We start from the raw sequence: 18,289 nt of genomic DNA, 5'->3' as shown, positions 1-18,289 counted from the left end.
AACGGGTGCGGTTGACGCACCGCGTACCAGAGCACGTGAAAGATATGAGCACCTTGCCCACGAACTTCCCCAAGACTGCGGCTGCGTTCCTGCTGGCCACAGTGCTCAGTGCTGCTGCCCTGGCCGGCTGCACCGGCGAGCCGGCACCCACCACAGTTACTGTTCCCGGCAGCCCTGAGACTCCTTCTGCCGGTTCCGAACCGGAGCTGGCGCTGCGGGCCGAACTTGACAGCTACGCGGCACAAGCCGGAGCCGACTTTTCGGTAGCCATCTACGAACACGGAACGGGCCGTGCCTGGTCCTACCACCCGGAGGGCCGGTACCTGGAAGCTAGCCTTGTGAAGGTTCCGATTCTTCTGACGCTGCTTCGCCAGGCAACAGAGGAAGAAAGGGAACTCACGGCAGAGGAAGAGCAGCTTGCCGAGCTCATGATCTGCCAGAGTGACAACGCGGCGACAGATGAGCTTTATGCCATGCTGGGCGGGGCGGAAGAGCTGCAGAAAACCTACGGGCTGCTGGGAGTCACCGGCACGGAAGCAGGTGAAGTCTGGGGTGCCAATGAGACCAATGCCGAAGACCAGCTGAGGATCGCCACGGCGGTGGCGCTTGGGGTGGACTGGATCCGGGACGGATTGCAGGATTACGCGGCCGTCCTGCTGGAAAACGTAGTTCCGGAGCAGGCCTGGGGAATCAGCGCCGGGATCCTGAACCCCGTGGCGGAGGTTGGACTGAAGAACGGCTGGCTGCAGGATGATCTCCTGGCCTGGAACGTCGGCAGCTCGGGCTTCGTGGTAGGAGGCAGCGCCGAGTACAGCATTGTTGTGCTCACGGCAGGAACGGATTCGCTGGACGAGGGCATCTCACTGCTTGAGGGAGCGGCCGCAATTGTTAACGGCTGGGAGCTTGGGGCCTACGGATAGCCTAGTGCGCCTGCCGTCCGCGTGGTCCAGGCTCCGACCAGCGGTGGTACACGGCCACCAGCGGCTTCGCTGAGAGTCCGTGGGCGAAGACACTCAGCCCAACGGTTGCGGCGACAATAGCCAGCAGGGTTTCTGCAGCCGGAGTGCCGCGCTCGAAGGCGAGGATGGCGAACACCACCGAGGCCAGTCCCCGGGGGCCGAACCAGCCCAGGAACGCGCGTGTCTGCCACGGTGCGCCGCTGCCGGCCATAGCGGCTCCCACCGCCAGCATCCGCACGGCTGTCAGGCTCAGCAGCGCGTAGACGGCCATTTGCCAGGTGAGATGGGACAAGGCGGCAGGTACAGCCACGGCGCCAAAGATCATCCAGGTTGCGGCGGCGAGGATGCCTCCGGTCTCTTCCGTGAAGCGCGTGGCGTCACTGTCGTCGGCACCATGGGCGAGCCGGAAGGCCAGGCCCGCCACGAAGGCCGCCAGGAACGCGCTTCCCCCCAGGGTGACGGCGGCGGCGTAGGCTGCCAGGGCAACTGCCAGCGTGCACGGCTGGCGCCAGCGGGTTTCAAACCAGCCCCGCCGGGCAGCCAGCCGCTGCAGGTACCCGCCGGTGCAGCCGATAAGAACTCCCGCAGCCAGGCCCCAGCCAACCTGCTGCGCGAGGGCGGCCGCGATAGCGGAGGGCACACCGGCGTCGAGCGCTGACATGGTGAGGTCCAGGGACACCAGGAAGAACGGAACCGCGACGCCGTCGTTCAGTCCGCTTTCAACGTTCAGGGCGCGGCGCACCGGAACCGGCACTGAGGGATCCTCCACTACCCGGTGGCCGAGCGCGGCGTCAGTGGCACAGAGCATTGCCGAGAGAAGAAAAACGCTTGCGGGGGAGAGATCCGGAAAGAGGGCGGCCCCGGCCGCGAATCCAAGCAGCAGCGTCAGCGGCAGCCCCACGCCGAGCAGGCGAACCGGCCAGCCGGGGCTGCGGCGGAGCCCACCCAGGTCCAGCCGGGCCGCGTCGTTGAACAGGAGGAACACCAGGGCCAGCTCGGCCACCCGCAGCACCGAGGTTGTCTCAAGTGAAATCCCCAGCCTGTCACCGAACGCCAGCGCCAGGAGGAACCCCGCCAGGACGAATGCCATGGCTGAGGTGATACCGCGGCGGCCCAGCGGACCGGAGAAGGCACTCAGCAGGATCAGGGCTGCGGAGCCGAGCAGTAAGGCAATCATGCTGTTCCTCCAGTGCCGGCGGTTATTCCGCGGGCCGGGCACGGTGAGCGTCCTTGCACCAACGTACGAGAACCCGCCCTTCCAGTACAGGGTTCGCCGGCCCGGCAGGCAGCGCTGCAGGTTCTTCCTGCCGCATGGATTGCGGCGGGGGGCCTCCCGCCGCCGGGTGCAGCCCGCTATCCTGTGGGTGCAGTCCGCGGTGCGGCAGAGCCCGGGCTGATACCCGGGACAGCACGAAGCGGCGGGAGGTCGCCGGCCATGGTTCGAACCAGGATCAGCCATTCGAGCGTGTCGACGCGCACTGAGAGGGGCAGGTCCCGCCGGGAGAAGACGCCCCGGTCCCTGCACGCCGCCTGGGAACCCGCCGCCCGCAGGCCGGATCCGGTGGCGCTCCTGGAGGAGCAGAACCTCACTCGGGAGCCGGACCTGGTTCCCGTGCGGCACGGACGCATGCTCGCCTCGCCGCTTGCGTTCTACCGCGGTGCGGCCAAGATCATGGCAGCCGACCTTCGGGACATCCCGAGGAGCGGACTGAATGTCCAGCTCTGCGGGGACGCCCACCTATCCAATTTCGGCCTGTTCGCTTCACCCGAGCGGCGCATGCTCTTCGACCTCAACGATTTCGACGAGACCCTGCCGGGGCCGTTCGAATACGACGTGCTGCGGATGGGAGCGAGCTTCACGGTCGCAGCCAGGAACAACCTCTTCAGCCCGGAGAAGGCACAGAAGGTGACGGAGGCCGCCGTCCGCTCCTACCGCGAAGCGATGCTCCGGTTCGCCTCAATGGGCGTCCTCCAGATCTGGTATGCGCGGTTGGAGGAAGAAGACGTACTCCGGGCCATCCGCCTCGCAGCCGGAACCGGTAAGGGACGGGACCGGAAGAAAGCTGCCCGGCGGGCCGGGCTGGCCGCGGAGAAAACCGTCCTCAAGGCGCGCTCGAGGGACAGCCTGCAGGCACTGTCCAAGCTGGCGGAGCTGGTAGACGGCAAGTACCGGATAGCCAGCCGGCCGCCCATCGTGATTCCGGCCCGGGAGGCACATGCGTCGTTCGGTATGTCGGCGTCGGAGCTCCGGCGTGCCGTCAACGACCAGTTCACGTCATGCCGGCAGACGCTCCAGGACGATCGGCGGCACCTGCTGGAGAGATTCGAAATAGTGGACGCTGCGCGCAAGGTGGTGGGCGTGGGCAGCGTTGGAACCCGTTCATTCATCGTCCTGCTGCAGGGACGTGACTCCGGGGACCCGTTGTTCCTGCAGGTCAAGGAGGCAACGCGGTCCGTGCTGGAGGACCACCTGCCCGCCAGTGAGTACCGGCAGCCGGGCGAACGGGTTGTCCAGGGCCAGCGCAGCATGCAGGCGGCGAGTGACCCCTTCCTGGGCTGGACCAGGGGAGTGCAGGCCAACAGGTACATGTACTGGCGGCAGCTGCGGGACATGAAGGGGAGCGCAGAGGTGGAAGCAATGCGGCCGGCCGGCATGGAGTTCTACGCGCACTTGTGCGGCTGGACCCTGGCGCGGGCGCATGCACGGACGGGGGATCCGGTGGCCCTGGCGGCCTATCTTGGCCGCGGCACGAAGTTCGACAAGGCCGCATCCGAATTCTGCCGGCGGTACGCGGACCAGAATGACGCCGACTACCAGTCCTTCGCGGAGGCAGTCCGTTCCGGCCGGATCAGCGCCGTCGAAGGCGTGTAGGGGCAACGGCCGGGCGTGCCGGGAACGCCCGGCAGCTCCGGCTTCCGGACGTCCGCGACGAGCCATGTGGCGGCAGGTCCGCCGGAAGAATAGGCTGGAGGCTGAAGACGGCGTATTTCCGCGCCGAGTCCGTGCTGCAGTCAGCGGCACCTGAAGAATCCTTGGAGTGAACTTGAGCGCACAAATCGGTGTGACCGGCCTGGCCGTGATGGGGGCCAACCTCGCCCGCAACCTGGCCCGGAACGGCTACACAGTTGCCCTGCACAACCGCTCGATCGAAAAGACCGACGCCCTCCTTGAGGCGCACGGAGACGAAGGCGACTTCATCCGCACGGAGTCGCTGCAGGAACTGGTGGACTCCCTGGAGAAGCCGCGCCGCGTCCTGATCATGGTCAAGGCCGGAGGCCCGGTGGACTCCGTCATCGACCAGCTGGTTCCGCTGCTGGAACCGGGCGACATCGTGATCGACGCCGGCAACTCCCACTACGAGGACACCCGGCGCCGAGAGGCAGCCCTCGCTGAGAAGGACCTCCACTTCGTGGGCGTCGGCGTGTCCGGCGGCGAAGAGGGTGCGCTGCTGGGCCCGTCCATCATGCCCGGCGGGTCCCGGGAGTCCTACGACTCGCTGGGTCCGATGCTGGAGAAGATTTCAGCGAAATACAACGGCGAGCCGTGCTGCACCTGGGTGGGTACAGACGGTGCCGGGCACTTCGTGAAGATGGTCCACAACGGCATCGAATATGCGGACATGCAGGTCATCGGCGAAGCCTACGACCTGCTGCGCTCGGCTGCGGGCATCGAGCCCGCCGAGCAGGCAGAAATCTTCACTGAATGGAACAAGGGCCAGCTCAGCTCCTTCCTGATCGAAATCACGGCCGAAGTCCTCGCCCACACCGACGCGAAGACCGGCAAGCCGTTCGTTGACGTCGTCGTGGATTCCGCGGGCCAGAAGGGCACGGGCCGCTGGACGGTTGTCTCCGGCCTGGACCTGGGTTCCCCGGTCTCTGCCATCGCGGAATCCGTGTTCGCCCGCGCACTGTCATCGCAGCGCGGACAGCGCGAGGAAGCACAGGGAGTCCTTGCCGGCGAGGAAGCCGCCGTCGAGCTTCCCGAGACCTTCGTGGAAGACGTGCGGCAGGCGCTGTACGCCTCCAAGCTGGTCAGCTACGCCCAGGGCCTGGACATGCTTACCGGGGCGGCGAAGACCTACGGGTGGGACCTGAAGCTGGATGAGATCGCCTCGCTCTGGCGTGCCGGCTGCATCATCCGCGCGGAGCTGCTCGATGACATCATGAAGGCATATGCGGACGGCAAGGCTCCGGCCAACCTCCTGCTCGCCCCGGCGTTCGCCGAGTCCATCGCCCAGGCTCTTCCGGCCTGGCGCCGGGTGGTGTCCGTGGCTGTTCAGCTGGGCATCCCGGTTCCGGTCTTCTCGTCCTCCCTGGCCTACTACGACGGCCTGCGCCGCAAGCGCCTGCCTGCCGCCCTGACCCAGGGCCTGCGCGACCTGTTTGGCGCGCACACCTACAGCCGCGTGGATGCCGAAGGTACCTTCCACACGCTGTGGAGCGGGGATCATTCCGAAATCGAAGCCGTGGACACCCACTAGTCCTCCGGCACGCAAAAGTCCGGCTGCCCCAAAGGGGGCAGCCGGACTTTTCGCTTTTGTAGCTAGATGTAGATCGCCGGATCCACGTACTCCGCCGGGTCAACGGCAGGCTGGTTCATCTTGGCGTCACGGTGCCGCCACGTCGCGGGAATACCGGTGATGATCGAGTCCGCAGGCGCGTCCTTGACCACGACGGCGTTGGCACCCACCGCGCTGTTGGCGCCGATGGTTACCGGCCCCAGGATCTTCGCGCCGGCGCCGACGACAACGCCGTTGCACAGGGTGGGGTGCCGCTTCACCCTGGCCAGGGACCGTCCGCCGAGGGTCACCCCGTGGTAGAGCATGACGTCGTCGCCGATTTCCGCTGTCTCCCCGATGACCACTCCCATGCCGTGGTCGATGAAGAAGCGCCGGCCGATGGTGGCGCCCGGATGGATCTCGATGCCCGTGGCGAAACGCGCGAACTGCGAGAGTGCGCGTGCCGGGAAACGCAGTGCCGGGTTGGCCCACATCCGGTGGGTCAGGCGGTGGATCCAGATGGCGTGCAGTCCGGAGTAGACAATGAGGTTCTCGAGGGAACCGCGCGCCGCCGGGTCATGGGACGCGGCGGCGGTGAGGTCTTCGCGAAGGCGGGACAGGAAACTCACGGGTGACTTTCTGCTTTGGGGTACCCGCCGTCGCAGGCGGGGCTGGCTAGCCGCGGATGTCGTCGTAGAGAACGGTGGAGATGTAGCGTTCTCCGAAGTCACAGACAACGGCCACGATCAGCTTACCGGCGTTTTCCGGGCGCTTGGCGAGCTCAAGGGCCGCCCAGACAATGGCACCGGAGGAAATGCCTCCCAGGATTCCCTCCTTGGTGCCCAGCGCACGCGCAGTGGCAACAGAGTCCTCGATGGAGGCATCAAAGACCTCATCGTAGATCTCAGTGTCCAGGATCTCAGGGATGAAGTTGGCGCCGATGCCCTGGATCTTGTGCGGTCCGGGGGAGCCTCCGTTAAGGATGGCGGAGTCCTTCGGCTCGACCGCCACGATCTGCACGCCCGGCTTGCGCTCCTTGAGGACCTGGCCAACACCGGTCACGGTGCCGCCGGTGCCCACGCCGGCCACGAAGATGTCCACCTTGCCGTCGGTATCGGCCCAGATCTCCTCGGCCGTGGTGGTGCGGTGGATCTGCGCGTTTGCTGCGTTGGCGAACTGCTGTGCCCAGATGGCGTTGTCCGTGGTGGCCACGATTTCCTTGGCCTTTTCCACGGCACCGCGCATGCCGTCCGCTCCGGGGGTCAGGACAATCTCCGCACCGAAGGCGCGCAGCATGACCCGGCGCTCGGTGGACATGGTTTCCGGCATGGTCAGGATGACCTTGTAGCCGCGGGCAGCGCCCACCATGGCAAGGGCGATCCCCGTGTTACCCGAGGTGCCTTCGACGATCGTGCCGCCCGGCCGCAGCGCGCCGGCCTTCTCGGCAGCATCGACGATTGCCACGCCAATGCGGTCCTTGACCGAGTTGGCGGGGTTGTAGAACTCGAGCTTGACTGCGACGTCGCCGGGCAGGCCCTCGGTGAGGCGGTTCAGGCGGACCAGCGGGGTGCCGCCGACCAGCTGGGTGACGTCGTCGTAAATTCGTGCCATGGTGTGTGTCCTCTGTTCGTCGGAGCCTGTGAACCGGATGCGGAACGCTTTCTTCCTCAAGCGTATCCGCACGCATTCATAGGGTCAGTTGTCAAGCCATTCGGCGTAATATTTCCGGGCCTTGGCAAGCTTGGGATTAATGATCACCTGGCAATAGCCCTGCTCCGGGTGCTTCGCATAGAAATCCTGGTGGTACTCCTCCGCGCGGTGGAACACGGGCAGCCGGGTAATCTCGGTCACGATCGGGTCGCTCCACAGTGCCTGGGCACGGTCCCGCGCCTTCTCCATCTCTTCGCGTTCCTCTTCGGTCCGGTAGAACATCGAGGAACGGTACTGCGTGCCGACGTCGTAGCCCTGGCGGTTCAGGGTGGTCGGGTCGTGGGAGATGAAGAACATGTCCAGGATGACCTCCGCGGGAACAACGTCCTCGTCAAAGGTCACTTCCACAACCTCGGCGTGGCCGGTGATGCCGGAGCAGACGCTCTCATAGTCCGGGTGCGCTGTAAACCCGCCGGTGTAGCCGGAAACGACGCTGCTCACGCCGCGGGTCTTCTGGTAGATGGCGTCGAGGCACCAAAAGCAGCCTCCGCCGAGAACATAGGTCTTCATGCCAATGTATAAGCCTCCGCGCGCTGCAAAGATTCCCTGCCCGCAATCCTCCGCCGCGGCGCCCCCGCGGGAGCACCGTGTTCCCTTACCCGGCAGCGGTGCCGGTGCGGTAGAACTATTGCTATGGAAACCCCAAGCAATCCAGACGCCCGGGACAGCGCCGAAGAACCGGCCGGGGCAGGCGGCAGTGAATCCGGACAGGAGGCGGCGCAGGCCCGGCTCGGCGACGTGCTCCTGGCTGTCGAGGAACTCTGGCCCGAGTCCCTCGCAGAGGACTGGGATGCTGTAGGCATCGTTGCCGGCCGCCCCGAGCGCAGCGTGGAACGGATCCTGTTTGCGGTGGACCCCACGCACGAGGTTATCGATGAAGCCCTGGAGTGGGGGGCAGACCTGCTCATTACGCACCACCCCCTGCTGCTCAAGCCCGTGCATTCGGTAGCCGGCACGGGTTTCAAGGGAGATGCCGTGCACCGGCTGATCGAAGGCGGCTGCGCCCTGGTGACAGCCCATACCAACGGTGACAGCGCCGTCGGGGGTGTCTCCGACGTCCTCGCCGACGCGTTCGGCCTGCAGGACACCGTTCCGCTGGCCCCTGCAGCCAACGGCCTTCCGGAAGAAGGCATCGGCAGGGTGGGCAACCTTCCGGAGGTCGCCACCCTGGCCGAATTTGCCGAGCTGGTCTTCAGCATCATGCCGGCCGTTGCCGGCGGGGTGCGCGTGGCCGGAGACCCGCAGGGGCTCGTGCGGCGCGTCGCTGTGTGCGGCGGGGCGGGGGACAGCCTCTTCGGCGCTGTCCGGGAACAACAGGCAGACGTTTACGTGACCGCGGACCTGCGCCATCATCCTGCCTCGGAAGCCCGTGAAGCTGCGGTCAACGGCCGGCCCTACCTGATTGATGTCTCCCACTTTGGCAGCGAGTGGCTGTGGCTGACCCCCGCTGCGGGTGCCCTGGAGAATGTGCTTGCGGACCAGGGGTTCAGTGTGGAGACCCGGGTCAGTACGCGCAACACCGACCCGTGGGACTTTATCCTCACTCCTGGCTAGGCAATCACGCCTGCCAGTGGCATAGGCTAGGAAAGCCGCACCAGTCAGGCAAGCGGAATATGTGGAGGTATTTGGTGGCAAAAGCATCACCGGCCGAACAGCTTCGGCTGCTCGACCTGCAGGCGTTGGATTCCAAGATGAGGCAGCTGGATTCGCGGGCCCGCAGCGTCCGCGAAAACCCCGACCTCAAGGCCCTTGCCGCCAAGGCCGCCGCCGCGCGTTCCGCTCTCGGTACAGCCGCGACCCAGAGCGCCGATATTGAGCGTGAGCTTGCCCGCGCCGAAGCGGACGTTGCCTCCGTAACCGCCCGCCTGGAGCGGGACCAGAAGCACCTGGACAGCGGATCCGGCGGTTCAAAGGAACTGACCGCCCTGCAGAGTGAGATCGAGTCGCTCAGCCGCCGCCGGTCGGACCTGGAAGACACCGAACTCGAAGTCATGGAGCGGCTCGAAGCTGTCCGGGGGACCGAAGCGGAGCGGCGCGCCGAGGCCGTGTCCGCCGAGGCTGAGCTTGCGGACCTGGAAGCAAAGCGCGACGCCGAGCTGGCGGAAATCGAAGCCGAGCGTGCAGAAACCCAGCGCCAGCGCACCGAGCTGGCGGGGCGCTTCGCCCCGGATCTGCTCGCCGTCTACGAACGGACCCTGGCCCGCCACGGAATCGGCGCAGCCCGGCTGTTCCACGGCACCTCCGAAGGCTCCGGCATGCAGCTGAGCCCCGGCGACCTTGCGGATATCCGCAGGGCAGCCGAAGACGACATCGTCTTCTGCCCGGACTCCGGGTGCATTCTGGTCCGTTCATCGGAGTGGGGCAGCTAAGCGGTGACCCTGTTTGACCCTTCGGACACGCCAGTGTCCGCACCGGCGGGTGCCCGGCGGACCCTTATCGTAGAGGCCGACGGCGGCTCCCGCGGGAATCCCGGCCATGCCGGCTACGGTGCCCTGGTGCGTGATCCCGAAACGAACCAGATCCTGGTGGAAAAAGCAGAGTACCTGGGCATTGCGTCTAACAACGTTGCCGAGTATTCAGGATTAATCGCTGCCCTCGAACTGGCACATGAGATCGACCCGGACGCCTGGATCCTGGCCAAGATGGACTCCAAGCTGGTGGTTGAGCAGATGAGCGGCCGCTGGAAGATCAAGCACGAAGACATGCAGCGACTGGCCCGCAAAGCCCGCTCCGTCGTCGACCCGCGCCGTGTGAAGTACCAGTGGATACCGCGGGAAATTAATAAGGACGCGGACCGGCTGTCAAACGAAGCCATGGACGCAGGGATCGCCGGTGTCCCGTGGAAGGGGCGGCAGCTTCCCGGCGCCGCGGACACCGGTTCCGGAACTGGAACCGGTGCGGACGACGCGTCGTCGGCGCTGGCAGCGCCGGAGCCCGTACCGACCGGACGCCTGCACCACGTGGAGATCTGGGTGCGGGACTTTCCCCGAGCCGAAACCAGCATCGGCTGGCTGCTTGAACGACTCGGATTCGTGCGTACGGACTCCTGGAAAACCGGCGCCAGCTGGACGGGAACCGGAGGACATATCGTCATCGAGGCGGGACCCGACGTCGTTCCCGGCGAACACGAGCGCCGCCGTCCGGGCCTGAACCACCTGGCCTTCGGTGCCGGAACGGCCGCGGAAGTTGATCTGCTGGTCCGCCGTGCTGCCAGCCATGGCTGGACACTGATGTTCCAGGACCGGCACCCGCACGCCGGGGGACCGGGTCACTACGCTGCCTACCTTGAAAACGGGGACGGGTTCGAAGTCGAACTGGTGGCCGACCGGCCCTAGTGGTCTTCCGGAAGGATCAGGTTGAGCTGGTAGGGCTTGCGGCCCGCGGGCGGTACCAGTTCCGCCTCCCACTTCTCCGCAGCGGCGTCACGGAGTTCCTCAGCGGACGACGGGGCAGTCCCTGAACGGGTGAGCAGGTGCCGCGCCAGTTCTCCACGGGTGTGCTTGGCAAAGTGGGACACCACCTTGCGTTCACCATTCCGGATCTGGAAGACGTTAACGGCTGCGGTGTCCTGCTGCGGTGGCTGCCACGCAGCGGCATACGTGCTGGAACGGCAGTCCACTACCAGCCGGCCTTCGGCATGTCGCCCCAGCGGGTCCGCCAGCGCGGCCTTCCAAAAGGCAGCCAGCCGTCCGCAGCCCGGAAGGCTCGTGCCCATGGAGAGCCGGTAAGCCGGGATGGCGTCGCCAAAACCGATGGCGCCCCACAGCGCAGAAATGACAACGACGGCTTTCTCGGCAGAGTCCTGCTGGGCAGGGGTGAGGGTCGTGTAGCCCAGGGCGTCGTAGAGCACTCCGGAGTAGATTCGGTGCGCCGGTGCGCAGGGTTCGCTCTCCAGGACAGTGTTGCGGCGCACTTCCTCAGCGAGGGAAGCGCCGACGCCCAGTACTGCATGCGCGTCCGGGGCGGCACTGGCCTCCATGAGGGCGGCGAGGACTTCCTTACGGGCCGCGGCCAGCTCCGGAAAGTGCAGGGAGTCAGTGTTCAGGGTCGGACCCGCCGGCGGGCGGGTCTTGCCTTCGGAAGGGGGCAGGAGGATCAGCACTGATTAATCGTAAGGTCCTGCGGCAGGTAGCATTGACCGCGGGACGGGTTGGCCAGGCAATCGCGTCAGGACGGTCTTTGGACCGGACCTGCCGAGGAAAGTCCGGGCTCCGCAGGGCAGGGTGGTGGGTAACGCCCACTCGGGGAAACCCGCAGGCCAGTGCCACAGAAAACAGACCGCCCGCGTTTATCCGCGGGTAAGGGTGAAACGGTGGTGTAAGAGACCACCAGTGCCCCGGGTGACCGGGGCAGCTAGGTAAACCCCACTCGGAGCAAGGCCATACAGGGTGCGTTTGAGGGCTGCCCGCCCGAGCATCCGGGTAGGCCGCTGGAGGAAACCGGTAACGGTTTCCGGAGATGGATGATTGCCGCCTGCACCGCCGGTAACGGTACGCAGGTACAAAACCCGGCTTATCGGCCAGCCCGTCCCGCCCACCGCGCATTATGTACACCCCTTGTTGCGCGTACAAGCAGCTTGAGGCGTTCCAGGGGAATTTCGGCTGACTTATTTCTACCGGTAGGGCGCGTCATGCACCTGCATGAACCTCGGCTATTCTGTGTCGATGATCACGCATCCCGCGCCCGGCCGGCACCTCGTGGTGCGCAACGCCAATTTCCGGGCACTCTGGGTTTCCTCCACCATGGGTATCCTGGGCGGCTCGGTGACCGCTGTGGTCCTGCCCGTCATCGCGGCGGTGGAACTCGGGGCCAGCGACTTCGCCGTTGCGGCGCTCTCCGGGATGGTGTTCCTGCCCTGGCTCCTGTTCGGCCTGCCGGTTGGCGTTGTGGTGGACCGCCGCCGGCGCCGTCCCGTCATCCTGCTCTCGCTCGTGGCCCGCATTGTCCTGCTCGCAACGCTTCCCATCGCCTATTGGATGGGCGTGCTCACCACGGCGCAGCTGTTCATCGTTTCGTTCCTGGCGGGACTTGCGGCCGTGTACTTCACGCTCGCCGAAGCAGCCCTGATTCCGCGGGCGGTCACGAAGGATGAGCTTATTGAGGGCAACGGGCTGATGACCGGCTCGGGTGCGTCCGCCGACGCCGTCGGACGCGGGCTGGGAGGCTGGATGACCCAGGCCGTGGGGGCGTCGAATTCCCTCCTCGTGCAGCTGGGCGCATCTGTTGCCTCTTTCATTGCCATCCTTGGACTCAAGGTGGAAGAGGCCGTCCCGGACGCTTCCGAGAAGCGCCACATCTGGCGGGAGATGAAATCCGGCTTGAGCTACTCGCTCAGTACCACTCCGCTGCGGGTGCTGCTGCTCGTGGCGGCGCTGTGGAACCTCGGGGGAAACATTGTTGTGTCCCTGATCGTCCTGCTGGTGGTGCGCACACTGGGGGAGAACGGAACATGGCTCGGATTCCTGATGGCGGCGACGGCGGTGGGCGGCACCCTGGGCGGACTCACCGTGAAGCGGCTCGCCGACCGCTTCGGTTCGGGAGTGGTGTGGCGGTACTCGATGTTCCCGGCAGCAGCCGGATATGCCGCACTGCTGCTGATGACTCCCGGCTGGGGGATGCTGCCCGGCTTCTTCGGCATGTTCCTGACGGGGCTGGCCATCTCCATGAACATTGTGGTTTCAACAAGTTTCCGGCAGCGGGTTTGTCCCCCGGACATGATGGGGCGCCTGGGATCCGCCACCAGGATGGTGAGCTGGGGGATGCTGGCGGTGGCTTCGCTCCTGGCCGGGGTGCTTGCCACCACCATCGGAGTGCGCGGCGGTATCGTCGTCGGGATCCTCATCGCGGTGCTGGCGCCGTTTATTGCCTCGCGAGGACCGCTGAGGGGCGTCCGGCACCTCGAGGACCTCGAACCGGCTCCTGCAGACGCAGCGCAGCCCGGGAGGCCGGCCCAGGAGCAGTCCACGCTGTGATGAACATCTCCCATCCCCGTCCTGAGGTTGGTCTGTGGCCTAATACACTTGTAAGTGTTTCGCGGCCGTGTCCAGCGCCGCGGAGCATCAAGACACGGCCCAAGCGGGCTTGCTCCGGCACCGGCGCCGGAGGACTTACCAACCGGTCACAAAGCAGTGCCGGCTGAGACAAAGGATGTGAAGATCTGTGAGCCAGAAGTCCGATACCTGCCTGGATGCGTGGATGGACAGGGAGGCTATGGCAGAAGCCATGATCCCGCTCATTGGCCGGCTCTACCGGGAGAACAGCGTTGTTACCTCGGTTCACGGCCGTCCGCTGGTCAACCGCTCAGTCATCGACATTCTGAAGGCGCACCGGTTCGCCCGCCAGATTGACGACGTCGAGCTGCCGGTTTCCGAAACCCTGCCGATCCTGAAGGCCCTCACCGAACTTGAGCTCGGAGCGGCGTCAGTGGACCTGGCCCGGATGAACGCCAAGTACCAGCGCGAAGGCAACGGTGCGCCGCTCGTGGACTTCCTGCGGGACGAACTCTCGGAGGTTGCCGGCAAGCATGGCGCGGACGAGCGGACCAGCACCGATGTAGTCCTTTATGGCTTTGGCCGGATCGGCCGCCTGCTGGCGCGGATCCTGATCGACCACGAAGGCGGCGGGCATGGGCTGCGCCTCCGGGCGATCGTGGTGCGCAAGGGTGCCGAAAATGACCTGGTCAAGCGCGCCAGCCTGCTGCGCCGCGACTCGGTGCACGGCGCCTTCCCCGGCACCATCACCGTCGATGAGGAAACGAACACCATCCTCGCCAACGGAACCCTGATCCAGGTCATCTATTCCAACGACCCGGCTGCGGTCGACTACACGGAGTACGGCATCAAGGACGCGATCGTGGTGGACAACACCGGCCGCTGGCGCGACGCGGACGGACTGGCCCAGCACCTGAGCGCCAAGGGCGTTTCCCGGGTACTCCTGACCGCACCGGGCAAGGGCGACCTGAAGAACATTGTCCACGGCATCAACCACCAGTCCATTACCGACGAAGACAAGATCCTCTCCGCAGCGTCCTGCACCACCAACGCCATCACTCCCGTGCTGAAGGTGCTCAACGACAAGTTCGGGATCGTCAACGGCCATGTGGAGACAGTCCACTCCTTCACCAATGACCAGAACCTCATCGACAACTTCCACAAGGGCGACCGCCGCGGACGCTCTGCCGCGCTGAACATGGTCATCACGGAGACCGGTGCCGCCAAGGCCGTGGCCAAGGCCCTTCCGGAACTCGCCGGCAAGCTCAGCGGCAACGCCATCCGTGTCCCCACCCCGGACGTATCCATGGCCATCCTGAACGTGAACCTCGAAACCGGGACCACCAAGGAAGAACTGAACACCTTCCTCCGGGAGACCTCGCTGAACTCGGAGCTGCACAAGCAGATCGACTACATCGATTCCCCTGAGGTTGTTTCGACCGACTTCGTAGGCTCCAAGCGCGCCGGGATCGTGGATGGGCTGGCCACGATCTCCAACGGCAAGAACGCCATCCTCTACGTCTGGTATGACAACGAGTACGGCTACAGCTGCCAGGTGATCCGCGTGCTCGAAGAGATGGCGCACGTGAACCCGCCGGCGTTCCCGCGGGCCGAAGAACTCGTCGCTAGCGTGTAGCGGAGTTCCTGCACAGCAAAACGCCCCGCCGGTTCTGCCGGCGGGGCGTTTTGCTGTGCAGGCTGTATGTCGGCGGCGTAACTAGTGGCCGAACGGATCCGGATCGACGCCTGGCATCCAGGTGAGTCCCGGGACGTTCCAGCCGTTGTTCTTCAGGACCTTGCGGGCCTTGCGTCCCCAGCGTTCGTTCAGCCGGTCAACGTAGAGCTTGCCGTCCAAATGGTCATATTCATGCTGCAGGACGCGCGCAAACCATCCGGTGGCCTCGAACTGAACGGGCGATCCCGTCTCATCGAAGCCGGTGACCCTGGCCCAGTCCGCACGGGTCAGCGGAAAGTTCTCACCCGGCACGGACAGGCAGCCTTCGGTGTCGTCGTCAGGGTCCGGCGCGGAGCCGGGCACCTTGGACGTTGTCAGCACCGGATTGACCACGACGCCGCGGTCCGGAGCGTCGTCGTCGTTAGGGTAGTCAAAGGTGAAGATCCGCAGGCCCACACCCACCTGGGGTGCAGCGAGGCCCACGCCGTTGGCGACGTCCATCGTTTCGTACATGTCGGCAACGAGCGTGCGCAGTGCATCGTCAAACTCCGTCACCTCCGCTGCCCGGCGGTGGAGGACGGGTTCCCCGTAGATGGTGATAGGGCGGACGGTCATGGGTTCTGCTTTCCGTGCTGGGGCAAAGGGGGAGTGATGCTGCGGCCAATAACTTCACGCATGATTTCGGAGGTTCCGCCGAAGATCGTGAGTAAACGGGCAGCCAGGAAGGCCTGCGCCACCGGGTATTCCATGATGTAACCGTAGCCGCCGTGCAGCTGGAGGCAGCGGTCGGTCACGGATTTGGCCCGTTCAGATGCCCAGAGCTTGGCCTTGGCTGCCGAGACTGCATCCAGGGTGCCGTGGTTGAATGCCCGCACGGCCGAGTCCACATACGCTTCGGTGACTTCCACTTCGGTCAGGATGTCCGCCAGTTCAAAGCGCGTGTTCTGGAAGTCACTGATCCTGGCGCCGAAGGCCCCCCGCTCCGCCGTGTACAAGGCGGTGGCGTCGTAGACGCTCCGCGCCACGGCGGAGGACGCGACGGCGATGGCCAACCGGCCCTGGGGGAGCTGTCCGGCGGCATATTCAAGTCCGCGCCCCTCCTCGCCCACCAGGTTGCCGGCGGGGATTACAACGTCATCGAAAAACAGTTCGGCAGTGTCCGAGGCTTTGAGGCCCATCTTGTCGAGCTGGCGGCCGGTTGAATAGCCGGAGGTCTTCTCCACCATGAACATGCTGAAGGAGCGTGCCCCTCCGCGGCCGGTACCGCCGTCGGTCCGTGCCAGGACGAGGGCCGCGTCACCGGTGATTCCGTTGCCGATGAAGGTTTTCTGGCCGTTGAGGAGCCAGTCGCCGTCTGCGTTGCGGACGGCTTTGGTGCGGATGCCCCGGAGATCGCTTCCCGCGCCGGGCTCAGTCCACGCCACGGACGTCACGATGTCTCCGCTGACCATTTGGGGGAGCCAGCGCTCCTTGAGGTCCTCCGAACCGTAAGCCAGGAGATGGGGGAGCACCATGTCGTCGTGCAGGTGGAAGGCCAGCCCGACGGCGAGGTGGTTGGCGCGCGCGAACTCCTCATCCATGACCACGCGGTAACGGTAGTCAGGCATGCCTGCTCCACCGAACTCCTCCGGCACGGCAAGGCCCAGCAGGCCCTGCTCGCCGGCGGACTTCCACAGCCGCCGCGGCATCCGGTGGTCTGTTTCCCAGCCGGAATACCCCGGAGCCACTTCCCGCTGGTTGAATTCGCGGGCGAGTTCACGGAAAAGCCCGTGGTCCTCATCGAAAAGCGTGCGTTCCAACGCGGCGCCTCCTAAGTTCTGTCCTGCCCGTGCGCGTCGAGTCAGCTGGGGGGATACGTAAAAGACCGCCCCGGAAAAATCCGAGGCGGTCTTTGTGAAGCTGGAAACCAGCCTCTTCCGGGTGAGTAACGGGGGTTGAACCCGCGACCTCCTGGACCACAACCAGGCGCTCTGCCAACTGAGCTATACCCACCATGTGCACTCAGATTATTCATTTCCAAAGTCCAGGCGAGTGGTCTTTGCAAACTCATTTATCTGAGGCAGCGGATACAAGCTTACACGGTTTTTTGGGTGCTTTTGACACAAGTGCGCCGCAGCGGCCCAAAAGTGATGCAGCTAACTTTCGGCAGCCGATTCGGTGACCTGGGCTGCGATCTTTTTCGACGCAGCCGAGTCCGGTCCCGGCGCCGGAACGAAGATCGCTTCACGGTAGTACCGCAGCTCGTTAATGGAGTCCTGGATATCCCCCAGGGCGCGGTGGCCTCCGTTCTTGGCAGGAGACTGGAAGTAGGCACGCGGGTACCAGCGCCGTGCAAGTTCCTTGATGGTGGAGACATCGATGATGCGGTAGTGCAGGTAGTCGATGACCTCCGGCATGTCGCGTGCCAGGAACATCCGGTCTGTTCCCACCGAGTTGCCCGCCAGCTGGGCCTTCTTCGGTTCGGGTACCCACTTGGTGATGTACTCAATGACTTCGGCCTCGGCCTCCGCCAGGGTCATGCCGCCGGGCAGTTCATCCAGGAGCTTGGAAGTGGTGTGCATCTGGCGGACGAAGTCGCCCATCTGTTCCAGGGCGGAGTCTTCCGGCTTGATGACGACGTCGACGCCGTCGCCGAGGATATTCAGCTCGGAGTCCGTCACCAGCACAGCAACCTCGATCAAGGCGTCGGCGCTGATGTCCAGCCCGGTCATTTCACAGTCGATCCAGACAATGCGTTCATTTGTTATTGGCACGGGATAAATGTACCCCGCGGCGCCGGACCGCTGCTGGCTAAAGGCTCGAGTGGCTTCGCTGCCGACGGTCGTGGCGATCGGAATCCGCAGTCTGGACCGGCTTCCCGGCAACGGGTACGTAAGGCTGCAGGGGCAGGGACCCTGTTTCCGGTGGGCCGAAGGTGCGGGTCCAGCGGCTGGCCTGCGAGCCGGTCCCGCCGGGGACTGGGGCACTCAGGAATCCCCGGGCCGCGCCCGGAGCCAGGGGAACGGCGGGGGCCAGTGGATGCTCCGGTGCGCCCGGCGCACCTATGCTTCGCCGGCGGTCCGCGGCGGGCGCCGTAGATTGAGGCCTCGGCGCAGCAGCCGCGCCGACACGTTCCGGAAGTGCCGGGACCCGTGAGGCGTACCAGGCCGTGCCGAAGGCAGCGAGGACAAACGCCGAGGTGCCGACGGCGACAGGCACAGGGATGCGGGCCCACAGCAGCGATGCCAGGGTGGTTGCGGAGATGAACAGCCCCCAGCCGAGGAGCTCGGGGCTGCGGCGTGCGCTGCCCGGCCGGTTTGCGGCGCGCTGACCGCGCCGCCTCACTTCTGGTTCTGCCCGGTGGCGCCCCACAGCCCGTCCCGCCTTGCCTCGTCCGATCCAACCCAGACAGTCTATGTGAGCCGCGCCCCACTGGCCGCGCAGCGCGCCGCGTCAGAGGGCATGCACATGTCGCGA

At 65.6% G+C, this 18,289-nt stretch carries 17 protein-coding genes, 1 tRNA gene and 1 other RNA gene; 9 read left to right on the top strand and 10 right to left on the bottom strand.

All coding sequences use genetic code 11. The features are described 5' to 3' along the window. Positions 1–44: 44 nt before the first annotated feature. Entirely contained in the window at positions 45–920 is an 876-nt protein-coding gene (locus GD628_RS10475; RefSeq protein ID WP_091604086.1) for a serine hydrolase, read from the top strand. A 1-nt stretch (position 921) separates the two neighbouring features. On the opposite strand, the gene GD628_RS10470 is transcribed toward GD628_RS10475, so the two are convergent. Beyond that, on the bottom strand, positions 922–2,136 hold the full coding sequence (locus GD628_RS10470) for a cation:proton antiporter (RefSeq protein WP_193313247.1): 1,215 nt from the start codon (positions 2,134–2,136) through the stop codon (positions 922–924). 288 nt (positions 2,137–2,424) lie between these two features. Here GD628_RS10470 and GD628_RS10465 point away from each other — a divergent pair, with 288 nt between their 5' ends. Both GD628_RS10465 and gndA read left to right on the top strand, forming a co-directional pair. Further along, complete coding sequence (locus GD628_RS10465; protein WP_338083417.1) at positions 2,425–3,831, top strand: DUF2252 domain-containing protein; 1,407 nt, start codon at positions 2,425–2,427, stop codon at positions 3,829–3,831. Between the two features lie 172 nt (positions 3,832–4,003). After that, positions 4,004–5,440 carry an NADP-dependent phosphogluconate dehydrogenase gene (gndA, locus tag GD628_RS10460; RefSeq protein ID WP_091605822.1) on the top strand — a complete coding sequence of 479 codons (1,437 nt, stop codon included), beginning with the start codon at positions 4,004–4,006 and terminating at the stop codon, positions 5,438–5,440. Positions 5,441–5,502: 62 nt separating this feature from the next. Here the strand turns inward: gndA and epsC are convergent, their stop codons facing one another. From epsC to msrA, 3 genes are all read right to left on the bottom strand, one after another. Then, positions 5,503–6,087 (bottom strand): serine O-acetyltransferase EpsC, encoded by a 585-nt coding sequence (epsC, locus tag GD628_RS10455; protein WP_152274679.1) that lies wholly within the window; start codon positions 6,085–6,087, stop codon positions 5,503–5,505. Positions 6,088–6,133: 46 nt separating this feature from the next. Beyond that, complete coding sequence (gene cysK / locus GD628_RS10450) at positions 6,134–7,069, bottom strand: cysteine synthase A (protein WP_091604095.1); 936 nt, start codon at positions 7,067–7,069, stop codon at positions 6,134–6,136. A gap of 84 nt (positions 7,070–7,153) precedes the next feature. Further along, a complete protein-coding gene (gene msrA / locus GD628_RS10445; RefSeq protein ID WP_091604098.1) occupies positions 7,154–7,678 on the bottom strand; it encodes a peptide-methionine (S)-S-oxide reductase MsrA in 525 nt (174 codons plus the stop codon). 123 nt (positions 7,679–7,801) lie between these two features. On the opposite strand from msrA, the gene GD628_RS10440 reads away from it, so the two are divergent. From GD628_RS10440 to GD628_RS10430, 3 genes are all read left to right on the top strand, one after another. Then, a complete protein-coding gene (locus tag GD628_RS10440; protein ID WP_152274678.1) occupies positions 7,802–8,722 on the top strand; it encodes a Nif3-like dinuclear metal center hexameric protein in 921 nt (306 codons plus the stop codon). Between the two features lie 74 nt (positions 8,723–8,796). Further along, on the top strand, positions 8,797–9,537 hold the full coding sequence (locus GD628_RS10435; RefSeq protein WP_152274677.1) for a zinc ribbon domain-containing protein: 741 nt from the start codon (positions 8,797–8,799) through the stop codon (positions 9,535–9,537). A gap of 33 nt (positions 9,538–9,570) precedes the next feature. Further along, on the top strand, positions 9,571–10,503 hold the full coding sequence (locus GD628_RS10430) for a reverse transcriptase-like protein (RefSeq protein ID WP_152274676.1): 933 nt from the start codon (positions 9,571–9,573) through the stop codon (positions 10,501–10,503). Here the strand turns inward: GD628_RS10430 and GD628_RS10425 are convergent. After that, complete coding sequence (locus GD628_RS10425; protein WP_152274675.1) at positions 10,500–11,270, bottom strand: YaaA family protein; 771 nt, start codon at positions 11,268–11,270, stop codon at positions 10,500–10,502. The genes GD628_RS10430 and GD628_RS10425 overlap by 4 nt on opposite strands. Positions 11,271–11,314: 44 nt before the next feature. Between GD628_RS10425 and rnpB the strand changes: the two genes are divergently transcribed. From rnpB to GD628_RS10410, 3 genes are all read left to right on the top strand, one after another. Further along, an RNA gene (rnpB, locus tag GD628_RS10420) (RNase P RNA component class A) lies at positions 11,315–11,699 on the top strand. Positions 11,700–11,832: 133 nt separating this feature from the next. Further along, positions 11,833–13,140 carry an MFS transporter gene (locus tag GD628_RS10415; protein WP_193313246.1) on the top strand — a complete coding sequence of 436 codons (1,308 nt, stop codon included), beginning with the start codon at positions 11,833–11,835 and terminating at the stop codon, positions 13,138–13,140. Between the two features lie 223 nt (positions 13,141–13,363). Next, positions 13,364–14,794: a glyceraldehyde-3-phosphate dehydrogenase gene (locus tag GD628_RS10410; RefSeq protein ID WP_386887615.1), complete on the top strand. Its 1,431-nt coding sequence runs from the start codon at positions 13,364–13,366 to the stop codon at positions 14,792–14,794. 81 nt (positions 14,795–14,875) lie between these two features. Here the strand turns inward: GD628_RS10410 and GD628_RS10405 are convergent, their stop codons facing one another. The 5 genes from GD628_RS10405 to GD628_RS10385 all read right to left on the bottom strand — a co-directional run bounded on the left by GD628_RS10405 (position 14,876) and on the right by GD628_RS10385 (position 18,157). Beyond that, complete coding sequence (locus tag GD628_RS10405) at positions 14,876–15,448, bottom strand: peptide deformylase (RefSeq protein ID WP_091604120.1); 573 nt, start codon at positions 15,446–15,448, stop codon at positions 14,876–14,878. Beyond that, on the bottom strand, positions 15,445–16,632 hold the full coding sequence (locus GD628_RS10400; RefSeq protein WP_152274673.1) for an acyl-CoA dehydrogenase family protein: 1,188 nt from the start codon (positions 16,630–16,632) through the stop codon (positions 15,445–15,447). The genes GD628_RS10405 and GD628_RS10400 overlap by 4 nt, the downstream gene beginning before the upstream one ends. Positions 16,633–16,752: 120 nt before the next feature. Next, positions 16,753–16,825 (bottom strand) — tRNA-His (locus GD628_RS10395). Between the two features lie 143 nt (positions 16,826–16,968). Beyond that, positions 16,969–17,586, bottom strand: coding sequence for an oligoribonuclease (orn, locus tag GD628_RS10390; protein WP_091605825.1), 618 nt, complete (start codon positions 17,584–17,586; stop codon positions 16,969–16,971). Positions 17,587–17,623: 37 nt separating this feature from the next. Continuing rightward, complete coding sequence (locus GD628_RS10385; RefSeq protein ID WP_152274672.1) at positions 17,624–18,157, bottom strand: hypothetical protein; 534 nt, start codon at positions 18,155–18,157, stop codon at positions 17,624–17,626. Positions 18,158–18,289: the final 132 nt, after the last annotated feature.

This window comes from Arthrobacter koreensis (assembly GCF_009193255.1).
Taxonomy (GTDB): domain Bacteria; phylum Actinomycetota; class Actinomycetes; order Actinomycetales; family Micrococcaceae; genus Arthrobacter_B; species Arthrobacter_B koreensis.
This window is presented reverse-complemented; position numbering and strand designations above follow the sequence as displayed.